The sequence below is a fragment of the Megasphaera hutchinsoni genome, assembly GCF_001553405.1.
GTDB lineage: Bacteria > Bacillota > Negativicutes > Veillonellales > Megasphaeraceae > Megasphaera > Megasphaera hutchinsoni.
The window spans coordinates 1-21,421 of the sequence record NZ_KQ960934.1 but is presented as its reverse complement, the minus strand read 5'-3'; the positions used below and the strand labels follow the sequence as shown (position 1 = coordinate 21,421).

At 39.9% G+C, this 21,421-nt stretch carries 21 protein-coding genes and 2 tRNA genes; all 23 read right to left on the bottom strand.

Going from position 1 to position 21,421, the window contains the following annotated elements; all coding sequences use genetic code 11:
• Positions 1 to 168: 168 nt before the first annotated feature.
• Positions 169 to 1,344, bottom strand: coding sequence for a putative hydroxymethylpyrimidine transporter CytX (cytX, locus tag HMPREF3182_RS02500; RefSeq protein ID WP_062485317.1), 1,176 nt, complete (start codon positions 1,342 to 1,344; stop codon positions 169 to 171).
• 127 nt (positions 1,345 to 1,471) lie between these two features.
• Positions 1,472 to 4,267 (bottom strand): isoleucine--tRNA ligase, encoded by a 2,796-nt coding sequence (gene ileS, locus HMPREF3182_RS02495; RefSeq protein WP_062485315.1) that lies wholly within the window; start codon positions 4,265 to 4,267, stop codon positions 1,472 to 1,474.
• Positions 4,268 to 4,677: 410 nt separating this feature from the next.
• Positions 4,678 to 5,610 carry a homoserine kinase gene (thrB, locus tag HMPREF3182_RS02490; protein WP_235808631.1) on the bottom strand — a complete coding sequence of 311 codons (933 nt, stop codon included), beginning with the start codon at positions 5,608 to 5,610 and terminating at the stop codon, positions 4,678 to 4,680.
• Complete coding sequence (locus HMPREF3182_RS02485) at positions 5,610 to 6,896, bottom strand: homoserine dehydrogenase (protein ID WP_007392942.1); 1,287 nt, start codon at positions 6,894 to 6,896, stop codon at positions 5,610 to 5,612. Before HMPREF3182_RS02485 ends, thrB begins: the two co-directional genes overlap by 1 nt.
• A 16-nt stretch (positions 6,897 to 6,912) precedes the next feature.
• Positions 6,913 to 7,362, bottom strand: coding sequence for an ACT domain-containing protein (locus tag HMPREF3182_RS02480; RefSeq protein ID WP_062485311.1), 450 nt, complete (start codon positions 7,360 to 7,362; stop codon positions 6,913 to 6,915).
• On the bottom strand, positions 7,359 to 8,288 hold the full coding sequence (locus tag HMPREF3182_RS02475; RefSeq protein ID WP_007392992.1) for an NAD-dependent epimerase/dehydratase family protein: 930 nt from the start codon (positions 8,286 to 8,288) through the stop codon (positions 7,359 to 7,361). Before HMPREF3182_RS02475 ends, HMPREF3182_RS02480 begins: the two co-directional genes overlap by 4 nt.
• Before the next feature lie 15 nt (positions 8,289 to 8,303).
• Positions 8,304 to 9,152, bottom strand: a complete 849-nt coding sequence (locus HMPREF3182_RS02470) for a ChbG/HpnK family deacetylase (RefSeq protein WP_062485309.1) — start codon at positions 9,150 to 9,152, stop codon at positions 8,304 to 8,306.
• Between the two features lie 7 nt (positions 9,153 to 9,159).
• On the bottom strand, positions 9,160 to 10,095 hold the full coding sequence (locus HMPREF3182_RS02465; protein WP_235808630.1) for a ribonuclease HIII: 936 nt from the start codon (positions 10,093 to 10,095) through the stop codon (positions 9,160 to 9,162).
• A 1-nt stretch (position 10,096) separates the two neighbouring features.
• Positions 10,097 to 10,915 (bottom strand): TrmH family RNA methyltransferase, encoded by an 819-nt coding sequence (locus tag HMPREF3182_RS02460; protein ID WP_007392944.1) that lies wholly within the window; start codon positions 10,913 to 10,915, stop codon positions 10,097 to 10,099.
• Positions 10,916 to 11,001: 86 nt separating this feature from the next.
• On the bottom strand, positions 11,002 to 11,469 hold the full coding sequence (locus tag HMPREF3182_RS02455; protein ID WP_007392977.1) for a hypothetical protein: 468 nt from the start codon (positions 11,467 to 11,469) through the stop codon (positions 11,002 to 11,004).
• Between the two features lie 11 nt (positions 11,470 to 11,480).
• A complete protein-coding gene (coaD, locus tag HMPREF3182_RS02450) occupies positions 11,481 to 11,972 on the bottom strand; it encodes a pantetheine-phosphate adenylyltransferase (protein WP_062485307.1) in 492 nt (163 codons plus the stop codon).
• 2 nt (positions 11,973 to 11,974) lie between these two features.
• Entirely contained in the window at positions 11,975 to 12,529 is a 555-nt protein-coding gene (gene rsmD / locus HMPREF3182_RS02445) for a 16S rRNA (guanine(966)-N(2))-methyltransferase RsmD (RefSeq protein ID WP_072270820.1), read from the bottom strand.
• An 81-nt stretch (positions 12,530 to 12,610) separates the two neighbouring features.
• Positions 12,611 to 13,228: a glycerol-3-phosphate 1-O-acyltransferase PlsY gene (gene plsY / locus HMPREF3182_RS02440; RefSeq protein ID WP_007392981.1), complete on the bottom strand. Its 618-nt coding sequence runs from the start codon at positions 13,226 to 13,228 to the stop codon at positions 12,611 to 12,613.
• Entirely contained in the window at positions 13,225 to 14,556 is a 1,332-nt protein-coding gene (gene der, locus HMPREF3182_RS02435) for a ribosome biogenesis GTPase Der (protein ID WP_007392979.1), read from the bottom strand. Before der ends, plsY begins: the two co-directional genes overlap by 4 nt.
• A gap of 116 nt (positions 14,557 to 14,672) precedes the next feature.
• Positions 14,673 to 16,583 (bottom strand): bifunctional 4-hydroxy-3-methylbut-2-enyl diphosphate reductase/30S ribosomal protein S1, encoded by a 1,911-nt coding sequence (locus HMPREF3182_RS02430; RefSeq protein ID WP_062485303.1) that lies wholly within the window; start codon positions 16,581 to 16,583, stop codon positions 14,673 to 14,675.
• Positions 16,580 to 17,194, bottom strand: coding sequence for a lysophospholipid acyltransferase family protein (locus tag HMPREF3182_RS02425; protein WP_062485301.1), 615 nt, complete (start codon positions 17,192 to 17,194; stop codon positions 16,580 to 16,582). Before HMPREF3182_RS02425 ends, HMPREF3182_RS02430 begins: the two co-directional genes overlap by 4 nt.
• Positions 17,191 to 17,862: a (d)CMP kinase gene (gene cmk, locus HMPREF3182_RS02420; RefSeq protein ID WP_062485299.1), complete on the bottom strand. Its 672-nt coding sequence runs from the start codon at positions 17,860 to 17,862 to the stop codon at positions 17,191 to 17,193. Before cmk ends, HMPREF3182_RS02425 begins: the two co-directional genes overlap by 4 nt.
• Positions 17,859 to 19,100 (bottom strand): BaiN/RdsA family NAD(P)/FAD-dependent oxidoreductase, encoded by a 1,242-nt coding sequence (locus tag HMPREF3182_RS02415; protein ID WP_062485327.1) that lies wholly within the window; start codon positions 19,098 to 19,100, stop codon positions 17,859 to 17,861. Before HMPREF3182_RS02415 ends, cmk begins: the two co-directional genes overlap by 4 nt.
• Before the next feature lie 14 nt (positions 19,101 to 19,114).
• Positions 19,115 to 19,831, bottom strand: a complete 717-nt coding sequence (locus tag HMPREF3182_RS02410) for a pseudouridine synthase (protein WP_007392966.1) — start codon at positions 19,829 to 19,831, stop codon at positions 19,115 to 19,117.
• On the bottom strand, positions 19,803 to 20,387 hold the full coding sequence (gene scpB, locus HMPREF3182_RS02405) for an SMC-Scp complex subunit ScpB (protein ID WP_007392972.1): 585 nt from the start codon (positions 20,385 to 20,387) through the stop codon (positions 19,803 to 19,805). Before scpB ends, HMPREF3182_RS02410 begins: the two co-directional genes overlap by 29 nt.
• Positions 20,362 to 21,078 carry a segregation and condensation protein A gene (locus HMPREF3182_RS02400; protein WP_007392940.1) on the bottom strand — a complete coding sequence of 239 codons (717 nt, stop codon included), beginning with the start codon at positions 21,076 to 21,078 and terminating at the stop codon, positions 20,362 to 20,364. The genes scpB and HMPREF3182_RS02400 overlap by 26 nt, the downstream gene beginning before the upstream one ends.
• A gap of 127 nt (positions 21,079 to 21,205) precedes the next feature.
• Positions 21,206 to 21,294: transfer RNA gene (locus tag HMPREF3182_RS02395), tRNA-Leu, on the bottom strand.
• Positions 21,295 to 21,310: 16 nt separating this feature from the next.
• A tRNA-Cys gene (locus HMPREF3182_RS02390) sits at positions 21,311 to 21,384 on the bottom strand.
• Positions 21,385 to 21,421 lie beyond the last annotated feature (37 nt).

Here is a 21,421-nt window from a genome sequence, read left to right as displayed (position 1 = left end):
GATAAAATCGGTGCTTTTTTTATTATCTCATTTCTATCCCATTACATCTTATGTTGATATCGCTTAAACGTTTCATCGCCAGTACATGCAAAAATGGCATAGCCGTTTATAACGACTATGCCAAATAATATCAGAATAAACCGTCTTATGTTTTACCGCTTATTGCCTTTACTTGTTTACGATCTTATGAATAATTACGCTAATTATCATCACGATAACCACTACTGGGAAGGTAACTCCTACGGGTGTATCAAAGGTAATGAAGAAGCGATAAATAACAAAACCAATAAGCCAAATAATCAAATTTAACCAGTTTACTGTTTCTAACCGATGGTCATGATGCAAGAAGTAATAATCAGCTAATAAAATCGCTGTCATCGGTGCAAATACCGAGCCGATGAAGTAAAGGAAATCTTGATAGGTATCCGTAGATACGGTAATCGCCAAAATAACGCCGATAACCGTAGCAATAATGGCCATCCATTTTTCTGAAGATGCCGGTGCGGCGTTGCATAAACTACGTGCACTCACTCCTGCCGAAAAGGCATCGAGGAAGGTCGTCGTTACAGTCGAAAGTAAAACGATTAAAATACCGCATAAGCCAAGGCCTGCTTTCACCATAACGGCGGCAATATCGCTTTCGCCCGTCCAAATAGCTACACCCATACCGATCAAGAACATCCACATGCTAGCAATAAAATAAGCGATACAACTAGCCGTCGTTCCGGCTACCGGTTTATAGGCACGCCGTGTGTAGTCTGCTATAACCGGCAACCACGATAAAGGCATGGCTACGGCCATTTCTACACCAGCACCAAAGGTAATCATTTGCCCTGCTAGATGATAAGACGTTCCCTTGCTAATAACAACGCTCATAACAATAGTAAGAATAAATAATAGCGTCATGACAACGACATTCACTTTGTCTAATTTTTTTACCCCCAATAAAATCCAAATGACAATGAGTACGCCTACAATGATGCTCCATACCGTAGTTCCCCAAGCTTGAATAATATTCGCTGCATTGGCGGCACTAATAATCATAACTGCCGTCCAACCAATTAATTGAATAACATTTAAAATGGAAAAAAGTCTACCACCGCAATGACCAAACGAAATACGTACCGTTTCCATTGCACTAGCACCTTGCTTAGCACCAATAAGGCCCGCCCCATACATAATAATACCACCAATAATGTGACCAATAAGAATAGCAAAAAAGCCTTTGGTAAATCCCAATGGAGCAAGCAACATCCCCGTTAAAATTTCGGCGATTGAAATGCCTGCACCAAACCACAATAAGCTTAAAGAAAACGTGGTTGATTTGGTTTCTTCATGTTCCATAAAACTATCCCCCTTCTTATATAAAGTATACTTATATGGGATAGTATAGCATAACCAATGGCGTATCACAATATATGAATAATGAGAAAAAGCATCTCTTTTTCTATAAAAGAGATGCTTTTTTATCTTATTCGGCCAACACGCTTGCACATCTAGCACATAACGTGGGATGGTTCGGATCGACACCGACGGTCTTACTATGGGTCCAACAACGTTCACATTTAGCATGTGTTGATGCTTCTACCACTACAGCTAATTCAGGATGTGCTTCGCCTTGAATAGCCTTCTCTGGTGCTTTATCTTGAACCAACATCGCGTTGCTAACAATCAATAAGGTCGCGAGCTGATCTTGCCAATCTTTTAAGAAATCATAGGTTTTACCTGTCGCATATAAGGTAACTTCTGCATCTAAGGCATGCCCAATCGTCTTATCTTGACGTGCTTTTTCTAAGGCCCGCATCATATCCTGACGATACGAGAGGAAGGTATCCCAACGTGTAGCAATGTCTTTTTGAATATATTCAGGATGTGTCTTTGGCCAATCCGTAAGATGAACACTTTCCTTATCTTTAAATCCTACTGGCATAAATTGCCATACTTCTTCAGCCGTAAAGGAAAGGACCGGTGCTGTTATTTTTACGAGTGTCATTAACACTTCATACATCACCGTTTGTGCACTCCGACGAAGTAATGCGTCTTGTTTTTCCGTATACAACCGATCTTTAATAATATCTAAATAAACCGCACTTAAATCAATCGTGCAAAAATTATGAATCGTATGATACATTACATGGAACTGATAGGTTTCATATGATTCAGTTACACTTTCTAACACTTCTTCCAAGCGCATCAAGGCCCATTTATCTAAATCTGTCAATTGATCATATGCAACGGCATCCTGCTGTGGATCAAAGTCGGCTAAACTTCCTAACAAATACCGGAACGTATTACGAATTTTACGATATACATCGGATAATTGTTTTAAAATTTTAGGCGATAAACGAATATCTCCTTGATAATCCGCTGATGATACCCATAAACGCATGACGTCAGCACCATATTTTTCAATAACTTCTTGCGGTGCTACCGTATTACCTACGGATTTACTCATTTTTCTACCTTCCCCATCAACCGTAAAGCCATGTGTGAGAACCGCTTTATATGGAGGAATCCCATTTGCTGCCACGGAGGTCAATAAGGAGGAATTAAACCAACCACGATGTTGGTCCGATCCTTCTAAGTAAAGATCACAAGGATAGGCTAACTCTGGATCATGGTTCAATACGCCTTGATGCGTACAACCACTATCAAACCAAACATCCATAATATCGCTTTCTTTTCTAAAGTGCTTGCCGCCACAAGAAGGGCAAACAAACCCATCCGGCAATAATTCCGTTTCACTGTGAGCCCACCACGCATCAGAGCCTTCTTTTGCAAAAATGCCTTGTAAATGAGAGATAGTATCATCATTAATGATGGGTGTGCCGCAATCTTCACAATAAAAAATAGGAATAGGCACACCCCAAACCCGTTGCCGTGAAATGCACCAGTCACCGCGATCACGAATCATATTATAAATACGATCATGCCCCCATGCAGGAATCCACTGGACATTATCAATCGCTTGTAATGCTTCTTGACGATACCCATCGACCGAAGAGAACCACTGTTCTGTTGCCCGATAGATAATAGGCTCTTTACACCGCCAACAATGCGGATACTGATGGCGGAACGTTTCTTTAGCAAATAAAGCATTTACAGCCGCTAAATCCTTAATAACGGGTACATTGTTATCAAAGACGAATACGCCTTCATAACGTGGAACTTTATTCGTGTATCGCCCACTACTGTCCACCGTTCCCAAGGGTTGTAATTCTGGTTTCCCCGATTGTTTGCAAACATCAAAGTCATCTTGACCATGGTCTGGTGCCGTATGAACTAAACCTGTACCAGCATCTAACGTAACATGTTCCCCTAAGAGAATCGGTGAATTTCGTTCATATAAAGGATGACGGAAAACAAACGATTTAATGTCTTCACCCGTAAGTGTTTCCGGCAATACTTCATAATCGGTGATATGTGCTGCTTCCATAACAACAGCTACGCGATCCTGTGCCATGAGCAAATATTCTTCCCCAATCCGTACCCACACATAGGTAAAGGCAGCATTTGCACTGATCGCCAAGTTACAAGGTATAGTCCATGGCGTAGTCGTCCAAATCAAAGCATAGACATTTTTCAGATCTGCCCCTTTCGGTAATGCAGTCCCTACTTGTACCGCCTGAAATTTAACAAACAAGGAAAATGATTTATCATCTTTATATTCAATTTCCGCTTCGGCTAAGGCCGTTTCACAATGAGGGCACCAATATACCGTTTTCATGCCTTTGTAAATATGACCTTTTTTCGCCATCTTACCAAAAACGCCAATTTGTTCCACTTCAATATGATGTTGCAACGTTAAATAGGGGTTTTCCCAATCTCCTAACACGCCAAAGCGAATAAATTCCTGCCGCTGTAAATTCATTTGTTCCATTGCATAGTCATGACACTTTTTACGCAATGCGAGTGGCGTCATTTCATGACGATTTAATCCTGTATTTTTAATAACAGCATGTTCAATTGGCAAACCGTGTGTATCCCAGCCTGGTACATATTTCGTATAAAAACCGCGTTGCGTTTTATATTTCAAAACAATATCTTTAAGTACTTTATTTAATGCATGCCCAATATGAAGTTTCCCATTGGCATAAGGAGGTCCATCATGCAAAATAAACTTAGGTCCATTTTTTCGTTGCTCTAATCGTTTGTGATAAATATCGTGATCTTGCCAAAACGCTAAAAATTCCGGTTCCCGTTTCGGTAAGTTTCCGCGCATCGGAAATTCCGTTTCCGGTAAATGTAATGTTTTACCATAATCCATATAAATTCCTCCCTAAAAAAAAATCATCTTCGCCCCAAAGGGACGAAGATGTAAGATCACCGTGGTACCACCCTATTAACTGCATTGCAGCCACTTGACGCCAATAACGGAGCGACCCGTCAACATGAGGCTCCCAAGTGATCCACTTGTATCTCGCTCCCATCGAGCTTCCACCATCCTCGATTCGCTATATAAGCTCCCGTTACAAGCCGTCTTGTTCTCTGCCTTTATCAATATATGTTGTATATAGACGTATTGTAAAGGGAAAAACAAACTTTGTCAAGGGAAATTTAATATAAATCAAAAAATATTAATTCTTACTTTTATAAATAAACAAAATATCAATAAAGAGAATAAAAGATAAATTTCTCCTTTGTGATAAATATATTGTTTCACTCGTTAGTAAATCATCACCGTTTTTCTTCAATAACACCACTTGCACCTGTATCTACACCCGAAAGAATATGCGTTTGTACGGCAACCTGCTGACTAGCAAATGCTTCGGTCATCGCCCTTGCAATTTCTTGCGTTTTCGTTGTCGCCACAGCCAATAAAGTAGATCCTGAACCGCTAATTGTCGCTCCGTGTGCACCTGCTGCAAGAGCAGCTTGCAAGGCTTCCTTTCCCCCACGAATGAGAGGCAACCGATACGGTACATGTATTTTATCCTGCATAGCCTCTTGTAACTGATCATATTGATGAAGCCATAAAGACGAAAGCAAATACCCAATCCGCCCCATATTATATATAGCCGTTTGTCTATCTACTTGTGCCGGTAAAATCTTCCGTGCCGTTTCCGTTTCAATTTCTATCTCTGGAATCACCACGACAAATTGTAACTCTTGCGGTAGCCGCAAAGTATGGGTTAACGGCTTTTGGTCTACCATAATAGATACGGTCAAACCGCCAAACAATGCAGGTGCTACATTATCAGGATGGCCTTCAATCTCTGTCGCTAAGGCCAATAATTGATTTTTCCTTAACGTATTTCCTGCAAGTTGATTTCCTACCAATAGTCCACCGACAATGGCAGCCGAACTGCTCCCTAACCCTCGTTTAAAAGGAATTCGATTTACAAGATGCAATCGCCCCCCTCGCGGCAAGGTATTTCCCGTTGCCACCAATGCAGACTGAATGGATTTTACCACCAAATTTTCTTCTGCCGGAAGTGTTTCTATCCCCTTCCCTTCACCTGTTACGGTAACCGTTATCCCCTTTGCTGTATCATCTGTCCAAAAATAAACCTCATTGTATAAAGACAAGGCAAGTCCTAACGAATCAAAACCAGGCCCTAAATTAGCTGAAGTAGCAGGTACTTTCACATGTACACAAGTGTTCATCATTACACCTCAATTACACGAATGGCATTCGCAATTTTATAAATACACGCTAAGGATTCGAGCTTTTTCAACGCCTGTTGCACAATACTATCAGCAGAACTATCAATAAGTAATACTACTTCTGCTACTTCTGCGGTTTCATCTTTTTGAATTAACGAACGGATACTAATACCATACGTAGCAAGTACATTAGCCGTATCAGCTAAAACGCCCGTAGAATTTTTTACCATCAACCGTAAATAATAAGGAGAGGAAATGCGATCTTGTGACTTTAACTTTGCTTCATGGTTGACAAAATTACGTTGTCCTGTCATACCGATATTAAGATGCATCACCACATTCATTAAATCGCTAACGACCGCACTAGCCGTTGGCAACGAGCCGGCACCAGCACCATAAAACATGACATCACCCACACAATTTCCCCGCACGCAAATAGCATTATAAGCATCGGCCACATTGGCGAGCGGGTGATTTTTGCGAATAAGTCCTGGATGAACATTCAAGGAAATACCTTCTTCATCTTGTCGTGCTATCGCTAATAATTTGATCACATACCCCATTTCAGCTGCATGCTTAATATCTTCGGCCGTTATTTTTTCAATGCCTTCTACACGAACATCGCGAAAGGTCAATTCTGCATGAAACCCTAATGTTCCTAAAATGGCAATTTTACGTGCTGCATCATAGCCACTAACGTCATTTGTCGGATCTGCTTCAGCATATCCCTTCGCTTGGGCTTCTTCCAACGCTTGTTGATAAGAAATTCCCCGTTCCGTCATTTGTGACAAGATATAATTGGTGGTTCCATTCATAATACCAATAATTTCGCTAATGCGATTACTATTTAAAGACGCATACATTGCTCGAACAATCGGTACTCCGCCAGCAACACTAGCTTCAAATTGAAAATCTACGTTTTTCATATTTGATAATTTTAATAAAGGAATGCCGTAATCTGCAATTAAATCCTTATTAGCACTGACGACACTTTTTCCATGATGAAAACATTGTTCAATGCATTCACGAGCGAAATCGGCACTGCCCATGACTTCCACGACAACAGATATATCATCATCTTGAATAATCTCTTGAAAATTATCCGTAAAAGAAACGGGACCGGCTATTTCTAAGTTGCTATATTTTTCTACATCCCGTACGAGCACCCGTTTTACACTAATCTTAGTATGTAATTGCTCTTCAATTAATGCCCCGTTGTGCTGCAACAATTCAATCACACCACTACCTACCGTACCGCATCCCAATAAGGCAATATTTACTTGCTTCATTCCATACACTCCTTTATTATGCTTGACCGATAATGTTTACATTACTAACACTAGGCAATGCTTTTAATCGGGTTACCAATTCATCTACAGGAATACTTAAATTTTTCGTTTCTACCGAAATCGTAACATCGGCCATTCCTTGTAACGGAATACCTTGATTGATAGTCAAAATACTCCCTTGATTTAAGGCTACCGTATTTAACACTTGTGATAATTCCCCGGGTCGATCAAAAATCATTAACGCAAGCGTTACAATTTTCCCTTGTGATACCTCATAAAAAGGAAACACATAATCTTTATATTTATAGTAGGCACTCCGACTTAAGTCCATCATTTGCACGGCTTCATAAATCGTTTTATCTTGATGACTCTTTAATATTTCTTTAACACGAATCGTCTTTTTAATCGCTTCCGGCAAAATTTCTTCACTTACCAAATATAATTTTTCCCCATTCCCCTTTTTCATGGTTCCTCTCCCATCTTAAAATATGCATACGTCTGTTGTAAGCCAGTACGTAAATCTACTTGTGGTTTCCACTTTAACTCCTTAATAGTTCGCCTATTATCTAATACAGAGCGATAAATATCCCCACTACGCACTGCTTGATACCGTATCGTTGGTTGATATGTAGCAAAAGATACCAACTGATTTTTTATCTCTTCGATGGTCGTTTCTTTAGCCGTACTAACATTGTAAATGCCTGATCGGATCGCTGATTCTAAAGCTGCTACATTCGCCTGAGCCACGTCTTTGACGTAAATAAAATCACGTGTCTGCGTGCCATCACCAAAAATAGTAAGTGCTTGTTGATGAACCAAACGATTAGCAAAGATATATACTACTCCGCCTTCTCCGTTGCTTCCCTGTCTTTCCCCATATACATTTGCATACCGCAAAATAACATAAGGCAAGCGGTATAAGCGATGATACATCTGAATATATGCCTCAGCAGTAGCTTTGGTTAATCCATAAAAAGAAGTCGGTTCAACCGGTTCTGTTTCTTGTAGCGGCAATTGCTGATTATCGCCATACACAGCCGCTGAAGAAGAAAAAATAAATTTCTTAATGTGATATGTTCGACATAAATCAAGTACCTTAATCAACCCTATGATATTCAAATCTGCATCTTCTAAGGGGTGTTCCAATGAATAGGGAACCATCGTTTGTGCGGCTTCATGAAATACCACGTCAAATTTTCCTTGGGCAAAAATAGTTTCCATCTGTGCGATGTCACGAATATCCGCTTCATAAAACACAGCTTCTTTCGGTACATTTTGCAAACTACCCGTTGACAAATTATCCACTACCGTAATCTGATGTCCCGCCATAATAAGTGCATCCCCAATATGGGAACCAATAAAACCTGCTCCTCCAGTTATCAATATATTCATATTGTTACTCCTCTGTTAAAGCAACTCGCCATAATGAACTAATTGTATTTTTCTTGTTGTTACCAAATTTCGTATACGTACAGACAATAAAGCCTGTAATTCGTCTTCCCAATGGTATCCCCACGTAAATTGCTGCTTCATCTCATCTGTACTCATCGCTGGATGCATCATAATTTCATGTATACCAACGGGAAGTTGCTTAATAATATATTGCAAATGAGCTTCTGTCATGGATCCGCCATCCACCATGCCCCAAAAGTAATCCGTTGTCGTATAATGCCATTTCCGTACGGCCGTCATCGCTTGTTCGGATAGCCAAGTCAAGCCATTACGCCCCATAACACGAACTGGATTACCCGCAAACGCTTTAAATAAATAGGATTCGCGAGGAATGCGTACCCGATGAATATCATGTTTTTTCATAAGTGCTTGAAGAATATTCCAAATCGGCGGCAACATATGTACATGCTGATGACTATCCACATGGGTAATGACTAACCCCGTTTGCTTGATTTTTTCAATTTGTGCATCCCATTCGTTATATACTTGCCTATAATCAATCTTGCCTAAGAACCCTTTTTTCATAACAGTTCCATAGGATTCAGGAAAAAGCCCTTCCGCATTTACCAAAGAAGGTACTTCTCGAATCCCCAAAATAGGCGGTAAAAAACCAACCAAGCACAAATGAATACCAATTCCAAGTCCGGGATTTTCCTTTGCAAGACGCACCGCTTCTTCGTAACAAGGACCATTAGCTAACAACGAAGTACTCGTCAATACGCCCTCTTGAAAAGCTTTGATTACGGCCTGATTCACTGACGTATGAATGCCGAAATCATCCGCATTAATAATTAAACGAGTCATATCTACCTCACCGTAAAAAATCAAATGTTTTAAAATGTAATTTTCCTACATAGGTCAGCTCATTTTTATCATGGGTTGACAAAAAATTTTCTATCGCTTTATGCACGCCTTGAAAGGCTCCTTTGGGAAACACCATCCCATAGGTATCAGAAAGTTGTTGCATACTTTCTAAAAAAGCCTGTCTTGCCAGAATGGATGCAGCTGCAACTGCCATATCCCGTTCGCCTTGCGGAATTTGAATGATACGATGTGTATCCGCAATAGGACCCACCGCTTGCAGTACATACTCATCTTTACCGAACTTGTCGACTATTATACACGTACATTTGTCCGTTGACAAGAGTTGTTTTATGTTTTCTCCATGAATACTACCTAAAAGATCATTTAAATTTTTGTGTTTCTTTACAAAAGCGGTATATTTTTCATTATATACACAAGGCATCCATACTTGCAAGGAATAGCGAGTGCCTAATTGTGTCTTAATTTTCTCTGCCAATAAGGAAATTTTAGTATCCCCTATGCTTTTACTATCTTGAACTCCCCATTGTCTAAAGAGCTGTTCTTCTTGTGTCGTAATAATACACGCTGCCGCAACTAAAGGTCCAAAAACATCCCCTTTTCCCGATTCATCACAACCCATCCAACGGGGAGATCTATCTTCTTGGCTATATGCAATAGTCGCTGCGACCGGTGACGCAGCTGCACTAGCCACCGTTCCTAAGGTTTCCAACTGTCGTTTAATTTCCGTATCCTTACCCATACCGACAATAGATATTCCTTTTTTCTTGCTATAATATAAGTTAACTTGACCCTGTATTCCACTGGTTGCACCGAATCGTAATTGGCAACCATAATTAATTTCTTTCTGCTCTAACAAGTGCAAGCCTTTTGCTGTCGCTTGATTAATATAGGCGGTAACCGCCGCTTGTAATACGGGGTTCACCTCATGCACCTCCTTCATAAGAAAAGCCATTCATTTCCCATGCTTTATATAATATCAAGCCAGCTGAAATGGCTACATTCAATGACTCTGTATTCACACACATAGGAATCGTAACCGTTTCCTCACACCGCTGCATAAAGAGCGGAGAAAGACCATTTCCTTCATTGCCAAAGGCCCACACAAAAGGCTGTTTATAATTCATTTTTTCATAAGAGCAAGCCGCTCCTGCCGCAGCAGCTACTAATCGCCGTGTAGTATGCTGACAAAATGACTGTAGCATATCCTCATCTACATGAGAAATGACCAAAATTTTAAACATGGCCCCCATCGCACTACGCCATACTTTGTCATTATAAATATCCACACAGTTTGGACTTAAAAGAATCGCACCAACGTCACAAGCTGCAGCCGTACGAATAATCGTACCGACATTTCCCGGATCTTGTATATCCTGTAAGTATACAACTGGTTGTAATAGCTGTAATGTTTCCGCTTCCGCAAGCGTATGGTTAAAGAAAGGTAACATGGCAATAATACCTTGTGAGGATGAAGTCATTTGTAATTTTTGATATACCGATGTGGATACACGAAAAAATTGCCACTGCAGTTCCTTGCCTCGTGTATATAACGCCATATGGTCAGTAGTTTTCTCCGTATCAACAATAAAACAAATACCTTGCCGTATCCCCTGTTGCAGGGCATCCGTAATTAACCGCCATCCTTCTACTAGCACGTGCTGCTCTTGTTGTCTACCTTTTTTTTGCTTCAACGAACAAGCCCGCATAATCAACCTATTATGGCGTGATGTAATCTCTTGCATATACGTTCTTCCTCTCTTCGGTACATAAAAAATCTAAAAATAAATGCAATATCAAATGATATTGCATTTATGTCTTCCCTTACACCTTATTCACGATGACTATCTTTTTTATTCGACTTCAATAAGCTTTCCCTATTCTGCTGAATACTAAACAACGTCTTTTCTAACGTTGTTTCTACATATTTCAAGACATCACCTGCATAGGTAATGGAACTCCCTTTTAACTCTTCTGAAGAGGCATTCGCTTGTGCTAAAATTTGCTGAGCTCGCTCTTGGGCCTGACGCACCAATTCATGTTCTTCGGTTAACTTAGCAATATAATCCTTTGCTTGTATAATCATATTATCTGCATGTTGTTTCGCATCAGCCAATATTTTTTCCCGTTCAGCAATAATCTGTTTCGACTGTACTAATTCTTCTGGCAATGTTTCTTTCAATTCGTCAATAATTTGCAATACTTCTTCTTCGCTAACTACTTTTTTGTTCGTAAACGGCATTTGTTTTGCATTTAATATGATGCTTTCCAAATCTTCTACTAATTTGTCCGACTTCATGTCTTCCACCCCTATGCCTTATATTTATCTTTAAATCGTTCTTTTAATCGCTTTTCTACATATGCAGGAACCATACCATCCAAGGTCCCACCAAAGCAAGCTAATTCTCTAATACCCGTAGAACTAATATACGAATATTGGGTACCTGTCATAATAAACACCGTTTCAAGGTCAGGTTCCACTTTTTTCATTAACAAAGCTCGTTGAAACTCATATTCAAAATCACTCAAGGCACGCAAGCCTCGAATAATAAATTTAGCACCGCGTTGCATCGCATATTCATTTAACAACCCTTGAAAGCTAACCACTTCCACCTGCGGTATGTGTTTCGTTGTCGCCACGAGCATTTCTTCCCGTTCTTGCATGGTAAATAAAGGTTTTTTTGAGGGATTTTCAAACACAGCAATAATTAATTTATCAACTAGTTTGCTTCCCCGTTCAAATATATCAATATGTCCATTCGTAACAGGATCAAAACTCCCTGGGCAAATTCCAATTCGCACGTTTACACTCCTTCCCGATAAGCGCGAATAAATGTAATTCGCGTATCCTTACCATAGGATTTTTCTCTAATAACGGTATACAATGGATGGACTTCAATAGATTCTTCCTTGCTATGTTCCATAAGTATTAGCCCGTCTGGACATAATAAGTGATAGTGAAATATATCGCTAATCGTATCATTCACCAACCGTTTATTATATGGAGGATCCGCAAAAATAAAGTGAAATTGACGCCCTTGCAATTGTTTTAACGCACGATGTACATCATAGTGCAAAATTTCCATTTGCTCTAAAAATCCACACCGTTTGCCATTTTCCCGAATAAGATCGACCGTATGATGATCAATAAATACGCCCTGCTTAGCACCGCGACTCAATGCTTCTAGCCCTAACGCACCCGTTCCAGCAAAAATATCCAACACATGTGTATCGTGTAACGATGTTGCTGTTAATATATTGAATAGACTTTCACGTGTCCGATCTAATGTCGGTCTTGTTAACCTTCCCGCAGGAGATTTTAATATACGCCCACGAGCCTTACCGGATATGATTCTCACACCATCACCTACCCGTATGGTTTTATTATACACGGTTTTATATATAGATTAAAGACTTTCCTACAAAGATTTTTGTATTGTTTACTCTTTCGTAATACGTTGTACTTTTAATTCTTTGCCCTGAATTAAACGGACTATGTTATCTTTGTGACGTACTACCACTAATATTGCGGCGATTACACCCAACACAACAACTGGCATAGGTTCGCCCCACACGTACATGATAAGAGGTGCTACTATAGCACCCACAATGGATCCTAAGGAAACTAACCGTGTCAGTCCCACTAAAACAGCCCACACCAAAAACACAATAAGCGTCGGAACTGGTGCCAAAAAGAGAATAACACCTAAGCCTGTGGCGACTCCTTTTCCCCCTTTAAATCGTAAAAAGCAAGAACATGAATGCCCTACAATGGAAATTAAACCGCCCACAATCATGCCATACAGAAGTGCATGGGGAAAAGCAGCTTGGGCCGCCAATCCTCCTAAATATACTCCTAATAAGCCTTTGCAAAGATCCATAATAAGCACCGCCGCACCGCCGGCTTTACCAAATATACGGTACGAATTAGTGGCCCCTGTATTATGACTACCATATAAGCGCGGATCCGTATGAAAAAACAATTTACCAACCACTAAGCCACTTGGAATAGAGCCAATAACATACGATAAAACAAGCCACAAAATACCCGTCATCATAGTTCTAATTCCTCCCGTTTTCCTCGTATAATCAAACGAATAGGTGTTCCTTCAAACCCAAATGTTTCACGCAATTTATTTTCTAAAAACCGCTCATAAGAAAAATGCATTAATGAAGGTTCATTGACAAATAAAATAAATGTCGGTGGTTGTACTGAGGCTTGTGTCATATAATAAATTTTTAATAATTTACCGCCTTTAGCTGGTGGCGGATTTGTTAATTGTGCATCTTCTAGTAATTCATTTAACACACTCGTAGAAACACGCATGTGCTGCTGTTCTGAAACAAATTTTACCATATCTGCCAACCGATGAATGCGTTGTTTCGTTAAAGCGGAAGCAAATAAAATAGGAGCATATTGCAAAAAAGCAAGTTCTCGCCGTATATCCTCTTCAAATTTTTGACTCGTCTTACTATCTTTTTCAATTAAGTCCCACTTATTCACGACAATAATACACCCTTTACCTGCTTCGTGAACATAACCAGCGATTTTTTTATCTTGTTCCGTTACACCTTCCGTTCCGTCAAGCATCAATACCGCTACATCAGACCTATCCACCGCTCGTAATGCCCGCACGACACTATACCGTTCTACGGGGATATCCACCTTGGCTTTCCGTCGCATCCCAGCCGTATCAATCAGTACAAAAGGAGTTCCCTCATAACTCCAATGAGTATCAATAGAATCACGAGTAGTACCCGGTACATTACTAACAATCACTCGTTCTTGTCCAAGCAAGGCATTGGTCATCGACGACTTCCCCACATTAGGACGCCCAACTAAAGCAATATGAATAACGTCATCGCCGTCTTCTTCGCCAGGATTCGTTTGAATATGTTTCAATACTTCATCTAACAAATCACCTAAATTCATCAAATTAATCGCTGAAACACCTATCGGATCACCTATACCGAGTCCATAAAATTCATACATATTCATTTCTTGTTCCACACTATCAATCTTATTAACCACCAGAATAACCGGTTTTCCTGACGTACGCAAGATCGTTGCCACTTCTTCATCTTGTGGTTGTATGCCTGTCTTTCCATCCACAACAAAAAGGATTACATCCGCTTCACGAATAGCTAATTCTGCTTGATACCGCATACTAGAAAAAATATGTTCCTTTTCATCGACAAATTCAATTCCACCTGTATCAATCATAGTAAATTCATGACCTAACCATTCTGCGTCAAAATATATACGATCACGTGTTACCCCTGGAATATCTTCGACAATAGAAATTCTTTTTTTGACAATAGCATTAAACAGTGTTGATTTTCCCACATTGGGACGCCCCACTACAGCTACTAAGGGTTTATACATAACGTTCTCCTTTTAAAAAAGGATAACCGGTATTTGCCGGCTATCCTTTCATTTTTTCAAATAATATATACAGCTATCACATACGTTCACATGCTATACGATAATGCCTTCACTGTTTATTCATTATCACCGGTATCTACTATCGCTAATGCACTTAATGAAACCTTATGTTTATCAGGATCAATTTTAATAATTTTCACCTTCATCGTATCGCCAATTTGAACAATGTCTTTTACGGCTACGCCCCGTTGTGGTGTTAATTCAGAAATATGTAACAACCCTTGTATTTCTGGATCAATAGCTAAAATAGCTCCAATATTTAAAATTTTGATAACCTTTCCTTCTACGACATCCCCTACGGCAAATTTTTCAATCGCTTCAATCCAGGGATTTTTCTGTAATGCTTTTATGGATAAGGAAATACGATTACGTTCCCGATCAAATTGCTGTACCAATGCATGTACTGTATCGCCAACGGAAAGTACATCTTCAACTGTATTGATCCGTTTCCACGAAATATCAGAAATGTGCAATAATCCTTCAACGCCACCTAAATCAACAAATGCTCCATATGGCATAATTTTAACAACGGCTCCGTCTACTTCTGTATTTTCTGCAATCGTAGCTAATGCTTTTTCTCTTTTTTCTTCTCGTTCTGCTTCTAAAACAGCTTTTCTTGACAGAACCAACCGATTTTTATGTTCATCCAAATCGATAATTTGGGCCTCGAATGTTTTTCCTACTAAATGCTCTAACGTTTTAACAAAATGAATATCCCCTTGCGATAACGGAATAAACCCACGTAATGTTTTAATCGAAACAACTAACCCCGCCTTATTGGTTTCTTTTCCTACGCATTCTACCACTTGATTGGCATCATATGCTTGACGCACTTCTTCCCAATCAGCTTCTTTCTGCATCTTCACAAGAGAAACAACAATAGCGCTTTCTTCCTTAATCGCACTGGCAATAACTACTTTAAAGGTATCGCCAACAGCAACAAAATCACTTGCTTTTTCTGGTGCAGGAACGGCCATTTCCTTTTTTGGCAGGATTGCTTCTGCTTTCGTACCAATGGAAACAAAAGCAGCATCATCATTCACAGAAATAACGGTACCGTCAACCACGTCACCCTTCTTTAAATTTTCATCGTAATCATACTGGTTTAACAATTCTTCGCTCATTACTTCTGCGTTGTCTGCTTGACAATTTTCCATAACTTTAACAACCTCCTGTATTATCCAATCCGGCGTAGAAGCACCGGCTGTAATGCCTATATGATGCATATCATGAAACTGGGTTAAATCTAATTCTTCCGCCGTTTCTATATGATATGTTGGGCAATCTTGTTCACGACAAACTTGGGCAAGGCGACCTGTATTGGCACTATTTCTTCCCCCAACAACAATCATCGCATCAACTCGTCTTGCTAATTCAATTGCCGCTTCTTGACGTTGTTGTGTAGCCGTACAAATAGTCATATGCGTTTCTAAATGATTTGTTTTTAATTTCAAAATATTCACGATATGATTATACTTTTCTTGCGAAAAAGTTGTTTGTACAACGACCCCCATATTTTCACAAAAAGGAATTTCCTGTGCTTCTTCTTCCTTATCTATTATAATAGCACGATTTACCCCCCATTGGGAAATACTAATTACTTCAGGATGATTTTTTTCTCCAATAATGACTAATTTTTTTTCTTGAGACACTATTTTCTTCGCATCTTGTTGAGCTTTTTTAACATGTGGACAAGTTGCATCTACTAATTGCACTTTTTTTTCTTGGGCTTCCTCATATACTTCAGGTCCCACACCATGCGAACGAATTAACACCGTTTCCCCCGCATGGACTGATCGCAAGTTATCTATCGGTGTCACTCCTTGTTGCGCCAACTGTTGTACCACTTGAGGGTTATGAATAATCGGTCCTAGTGTATGCGTCCCCGCTGTTGCCTTAGAGGCCATATCCACTGCACGCCGTACACCATAGCAAAAGCCACAATCCTTGGCTATTTCTACTTTCATACGTCCGTTCCTCCATGTTCAATTAACATCTGATATAGTGTCTGTCTCATCTGTTCACAAAATTGCTGTATCGCTTCTTTATCCGTTGCTTTCGCTGTAGGCGGAAAAACAAGATCCCCAAATATAACTTTAACGGGACCCCTTTTTTTCGGCAATGGTCGAGAATTAATAATCGCAACGGGTAAAACGGGCACCCCTGTTTTGATTGCTAATGACGCAAATCCATCATGAAACCTTCCTAAAACACCTTTTTTATGCCGTGTGCCTTCAGGAAAAATACCTAAAATTTCACCGCTTTTAAGTACTTTTAATGATTCTACAATCGCAGTTCGATCTGTCACCCCTCGTCGCACAGGAAATGATTTCATATAGCGTAAAATATACCGCATAACAGGATGCCGAAACAATTCTTCTTTAGCCATAAAATGAATAAACCGATGTGATACGGCTGTTCCTACTAAAGGTGGATCAAAGTAGCTTTCATGATTAAAAATCATAATAACTGGTCCTTGTCGTGGTACCTTTTCTTTACCGCTAACACGCATGCCGATAAACACATACATCACCAAATTAAATAGCTGCCGCAATATTGGATCAATATATTTTCTCATGCCTGTTTCTCCTTAATAAGCTTAATAATATATGTCGCCGTTTCCTCTAAAGACAAATTACTGTTATCTACGATAATTGCATCGTCGGCACAAGTTAAAGGAGCTATTTCCCGATGAGAATCTTGATAATCTCGTGCTTTAATATTTTCTATAACGGCATCTAATGTAATCGCTTCCCCTTGTTGTTGATATTCAGCAAATCGCCGTTTAGCTCGTGCCTCTACAGAGGCGGTTAAAAAAATTTTCAATTCCGCCTGCGGTAATACAACCGTGCCAATATCTCTACCATCTAAAATAACACCACCCCCTGCCGCCATCTGTCGTTGTAATTCTACCATTTTTCTCCGTACAACCCCTAAGGCTGCAACGGAGGATACCTGATCAGATACAATGGGTGTGCGAATCGCAGTAGTCACATCACGTCCATTCAAATACACTTTATACCCCGCGGCTTCTCGATTTAAGCTGATTTCGCTTTGTGCTAACATACGTTCCACCGCTACTTCATCGCATATGTCAACTTGTGCTTCTTGTAACGCTAACGTAACGGCTCGATACATCGCCCCTGTATCAATATATAAATACTGAACTTGTGAGGCCACTATTTTTGATACGCTACTTTTGCCAGAACCAGCCGGTCCATCAATAGCTACGCTAATGAGCTTCATCCAACTTCCTCCTGTGCCGCTTGTTTTCCTGCCACATAACCCGTAGAAAAAGCAGCCTGTAAATTATATCCTCCAGTAAACGCATCAATATCCAATACTTCTCCCGCAAAATATAGGTGTTGTATTATTTTGGATTCCATCGTTTTAGGATTAATTTCTTTAACATTGACACCGCCAGCAGTAACAATCGCTTCCGTTAACGGACGGGTCCCCGTAATAGTCAAAGGTATATGTTGCAATACCTCTACCAATGCACTTCGTTGTTCCTTCGTCAGTTGATTCACTACCAAGTCTTCAGGAATATGAGCTTGTGCTAAGACAATGGGCAATAATCGCTGAGGCAACAATTTTTTCAACGCATGTCCAACCTGTTTACGAATATTTGCTTCTACATCTCGTTGTATCCGTTTGTCCAATTGCTCGACCCGTAATGCGGGCTTAACATTTAACTTCAATATAAGCGGATACGTCCATTTACGTTGATGTGCTAAGATACTACTTAATCGCAATATCGTAGGCCCTGATACACCAAAATGCGTACATAATACTTCTCCAAATTCATTGCCAATTTGCTTTTTTCCTTGCCACAATGATACTTCCGTATTTTTTAACGTAAGCCCCGATAATTGATTGGGCCACGTTTCTCGTGTAACAAAAGGAACAAGTGCAGGTCGCAATTCAGTCACTTCATGCCCTAACTGTCGAGCAAACCGATACCCATCACCAGTCGAACCGGTCGAGGGATACGACATGCCCCCTGTCGCAATAATACATGCATCAAACGTGTATGTACATTGCATCGTTTCAACAACAAAATGACCCATTGTATGTTCAATCGCTCGTACCGTTTCATTAAGCTGTATATCCACGCCTACCCGAAGTAATGCCTTGTACCATAATTTACGCACTTCAATAGCACTATCACGCAAAGGAAAAACTCTGCCTCCACGTTCCACCTTGGTTTCTAATCCCCATTGATGTACTAATTTGCATAAATCTTGATTTGAAAATTGACCGTACGCACTATATAAAAACCGTCCATGCCCTGGTGTATTAGCAATAAATTCTTCCATCGAACAAGCATTCGTTAGATTACATCTTCCTTTTCCCGTAATGCCCATTTTCTTACCGACAATATCATTTTTTTCTAAAAGCGTAACCTTTACTCCCGCTTGAGCCGCCGCAAATGCAGCCATACACCCTGCGGCACCACCACCAATAACACCAACACGTTTCATATCCATATATTCCCCTACTTATATTTATATAAATCGGCAACTTCTTCTCGCGTCAATGATCGATACGCACCTCGTTTAACTCCACTTAACGTCAAAAAAGCATATTGAACTCGCCGTAAATTATGTACTTGATAACCTACATATTCCATCATCCGACGTACCTGTCTATTTCGCCCTTCATGAATCGTAATTTCTAAAGAAGTAATATTCGTATGACTATCATACCCAATATAATATACATCCGCCGGTGCGGTCATACCATCCGCTAAAGGTACTCCATCTGCTAACTGTTGTAAAACGGCATCACGAATACGCCCTTTTACTTTAATTTCATACGTTTTATCTACCATTTTACTCGGATGCATTAATATATTGGCCAATGTCCCATCATTGGTCATCAGTAATAAGCCTTCCGTATTTTGGTCTAATCTACCAACCGCATAAATTCGTTCTGGCACCTTTTTAAAATAATCCATCACCGTTTCCCGGCCTTTTTCATCACTCGCCGTAGTGATGACCCCTTTCGGCTTATTAAATAAATAATACCGTTTCGGTTGTGCTTCTATCCGTTTACCATCAACAATAATAATATCTCGTTGCGGATCTACCTTTAGACCTACTTCCCGAATAATGATGCCATTAACTCGAACCCGTCCTTCTAAAATAAGTTTTTCCGATGCACGACGCGAAGCCACACCATAGTTACTCATCACCTTTTGTAATCGTTCCATCCATATCCTCCCTTGTTTCTTTCTGCAACGTCATGTTCACACTCGCAACCAACTCATCTACCGAATTTATTCCTAAACACTCCAAAAAATAGGGAGACGTTCCATACATAATAGGTCTTCCCGTCACCTCTTTACGCCCTAAATCAACAATCAATCCTTGATGAATTAATGTCCCCAATATGCGTTCAGAAGATACCCCTCGAATTTGTTCAATTTCCACTCGCGTAATCGGTTGTTTAAAGGCTACAATAGCTAATACTTCCATGGCAACAGTAGATAATTCCTTGGTTTCTTTTTTAACCCAATGAATCTGTTCATATAAGGTTGGATCTGTCGCTAACTGATATCCGCCAGCTACATTAATCAGAATGATGCCTCGTTGTTGAATTTGTAATTCCCTTTGTAATTCCCTTGCAACCTGTATTACTTGCTCCATCGTCCATCCTGTATGGGCAACAATTTCCTGTCCCGTTAGCGGTTGACCGCTTAAAAAAAGAAGGGCTTCTAAAATCGCTGTTTTTCGTTCTTTTTTATCTTCCTGAAGCTCGTAAGGCAATACTATTTCCATCCTTTCCGCAAGCGATCGTCTTCCCTTTTCCCTGTTTTAATAATTCCAATACAGCCAAAAAGGTAACAATCAATTCTACCTTACTTTGACATTCCGCAAAAATAGCATATAGTGCTACTGCTTGGGAAGCTTTATCTAGCTGATACAGAATACGCTGCATACATTCTTCTACGCTATAAATTTCTCGTTGTAAATAAATCGGTCTCTTTTTTTCTTTTTTTAATGCTTGATAAGCTACTGAAAATGCCTGATATAATCTAGGTGCCTCTATGTTTCCGACAAACTTTTCTGAACACATGGCAGGCGTTCGTTCACGTGCTACCATTTGACGACGTATGTCCCAAAAAGAACGTAACACATTGGCGGCTTGTTTCATTTGTTTATATTCGACTAATTGCTGCACTAATTCATCCCGTAATGACGTTTCTTCTGTTTCATTCTGTCCTGCCGTCTTCGGTAAAAGGGAATATGATTTTATTTTTAATAATGTGGCCGCCATCAAAAAAAATTTACTAGCATAATTTACATCAAATCCATGTAGTTGTTTAATATACGCTTGAAATTGATCGGTAATTTCAACAATAGGAATGTTATAAATATCGACTTTGTTCTTTTCGATTAAATATAACAGTAAATCTAATGGACCTTCAAAGTCAGATACTTTATATTGATATTCCATATGCCGCTCCTATTTTATTATAAGGTAAGTAAAGAAAAATTACAAAAAAAGGTTTGGACATATATCCAAACCTTTTTTTTGATGATGAAGGCCTTACAAAACCTTACTTCCACCGCCATTTTCTTGTTGGTGCCGGGGACCGGAGTCGAACCGGTACGGATATCACTATCCGACGGATTTTAAGTCCGTTGCGTCTGCCAATTCCGCCACCTCGGCATGATGAAGTAAAAAATGGAGGCGGCACCCAGAATCGAACTGGGGATGAAGGTTTTGCAGACCTCTGCCTTACCGCTTGGCTATGCCGCCATTTGGAGCGGAAAACGAGGCTCGAACTCGCGACCCC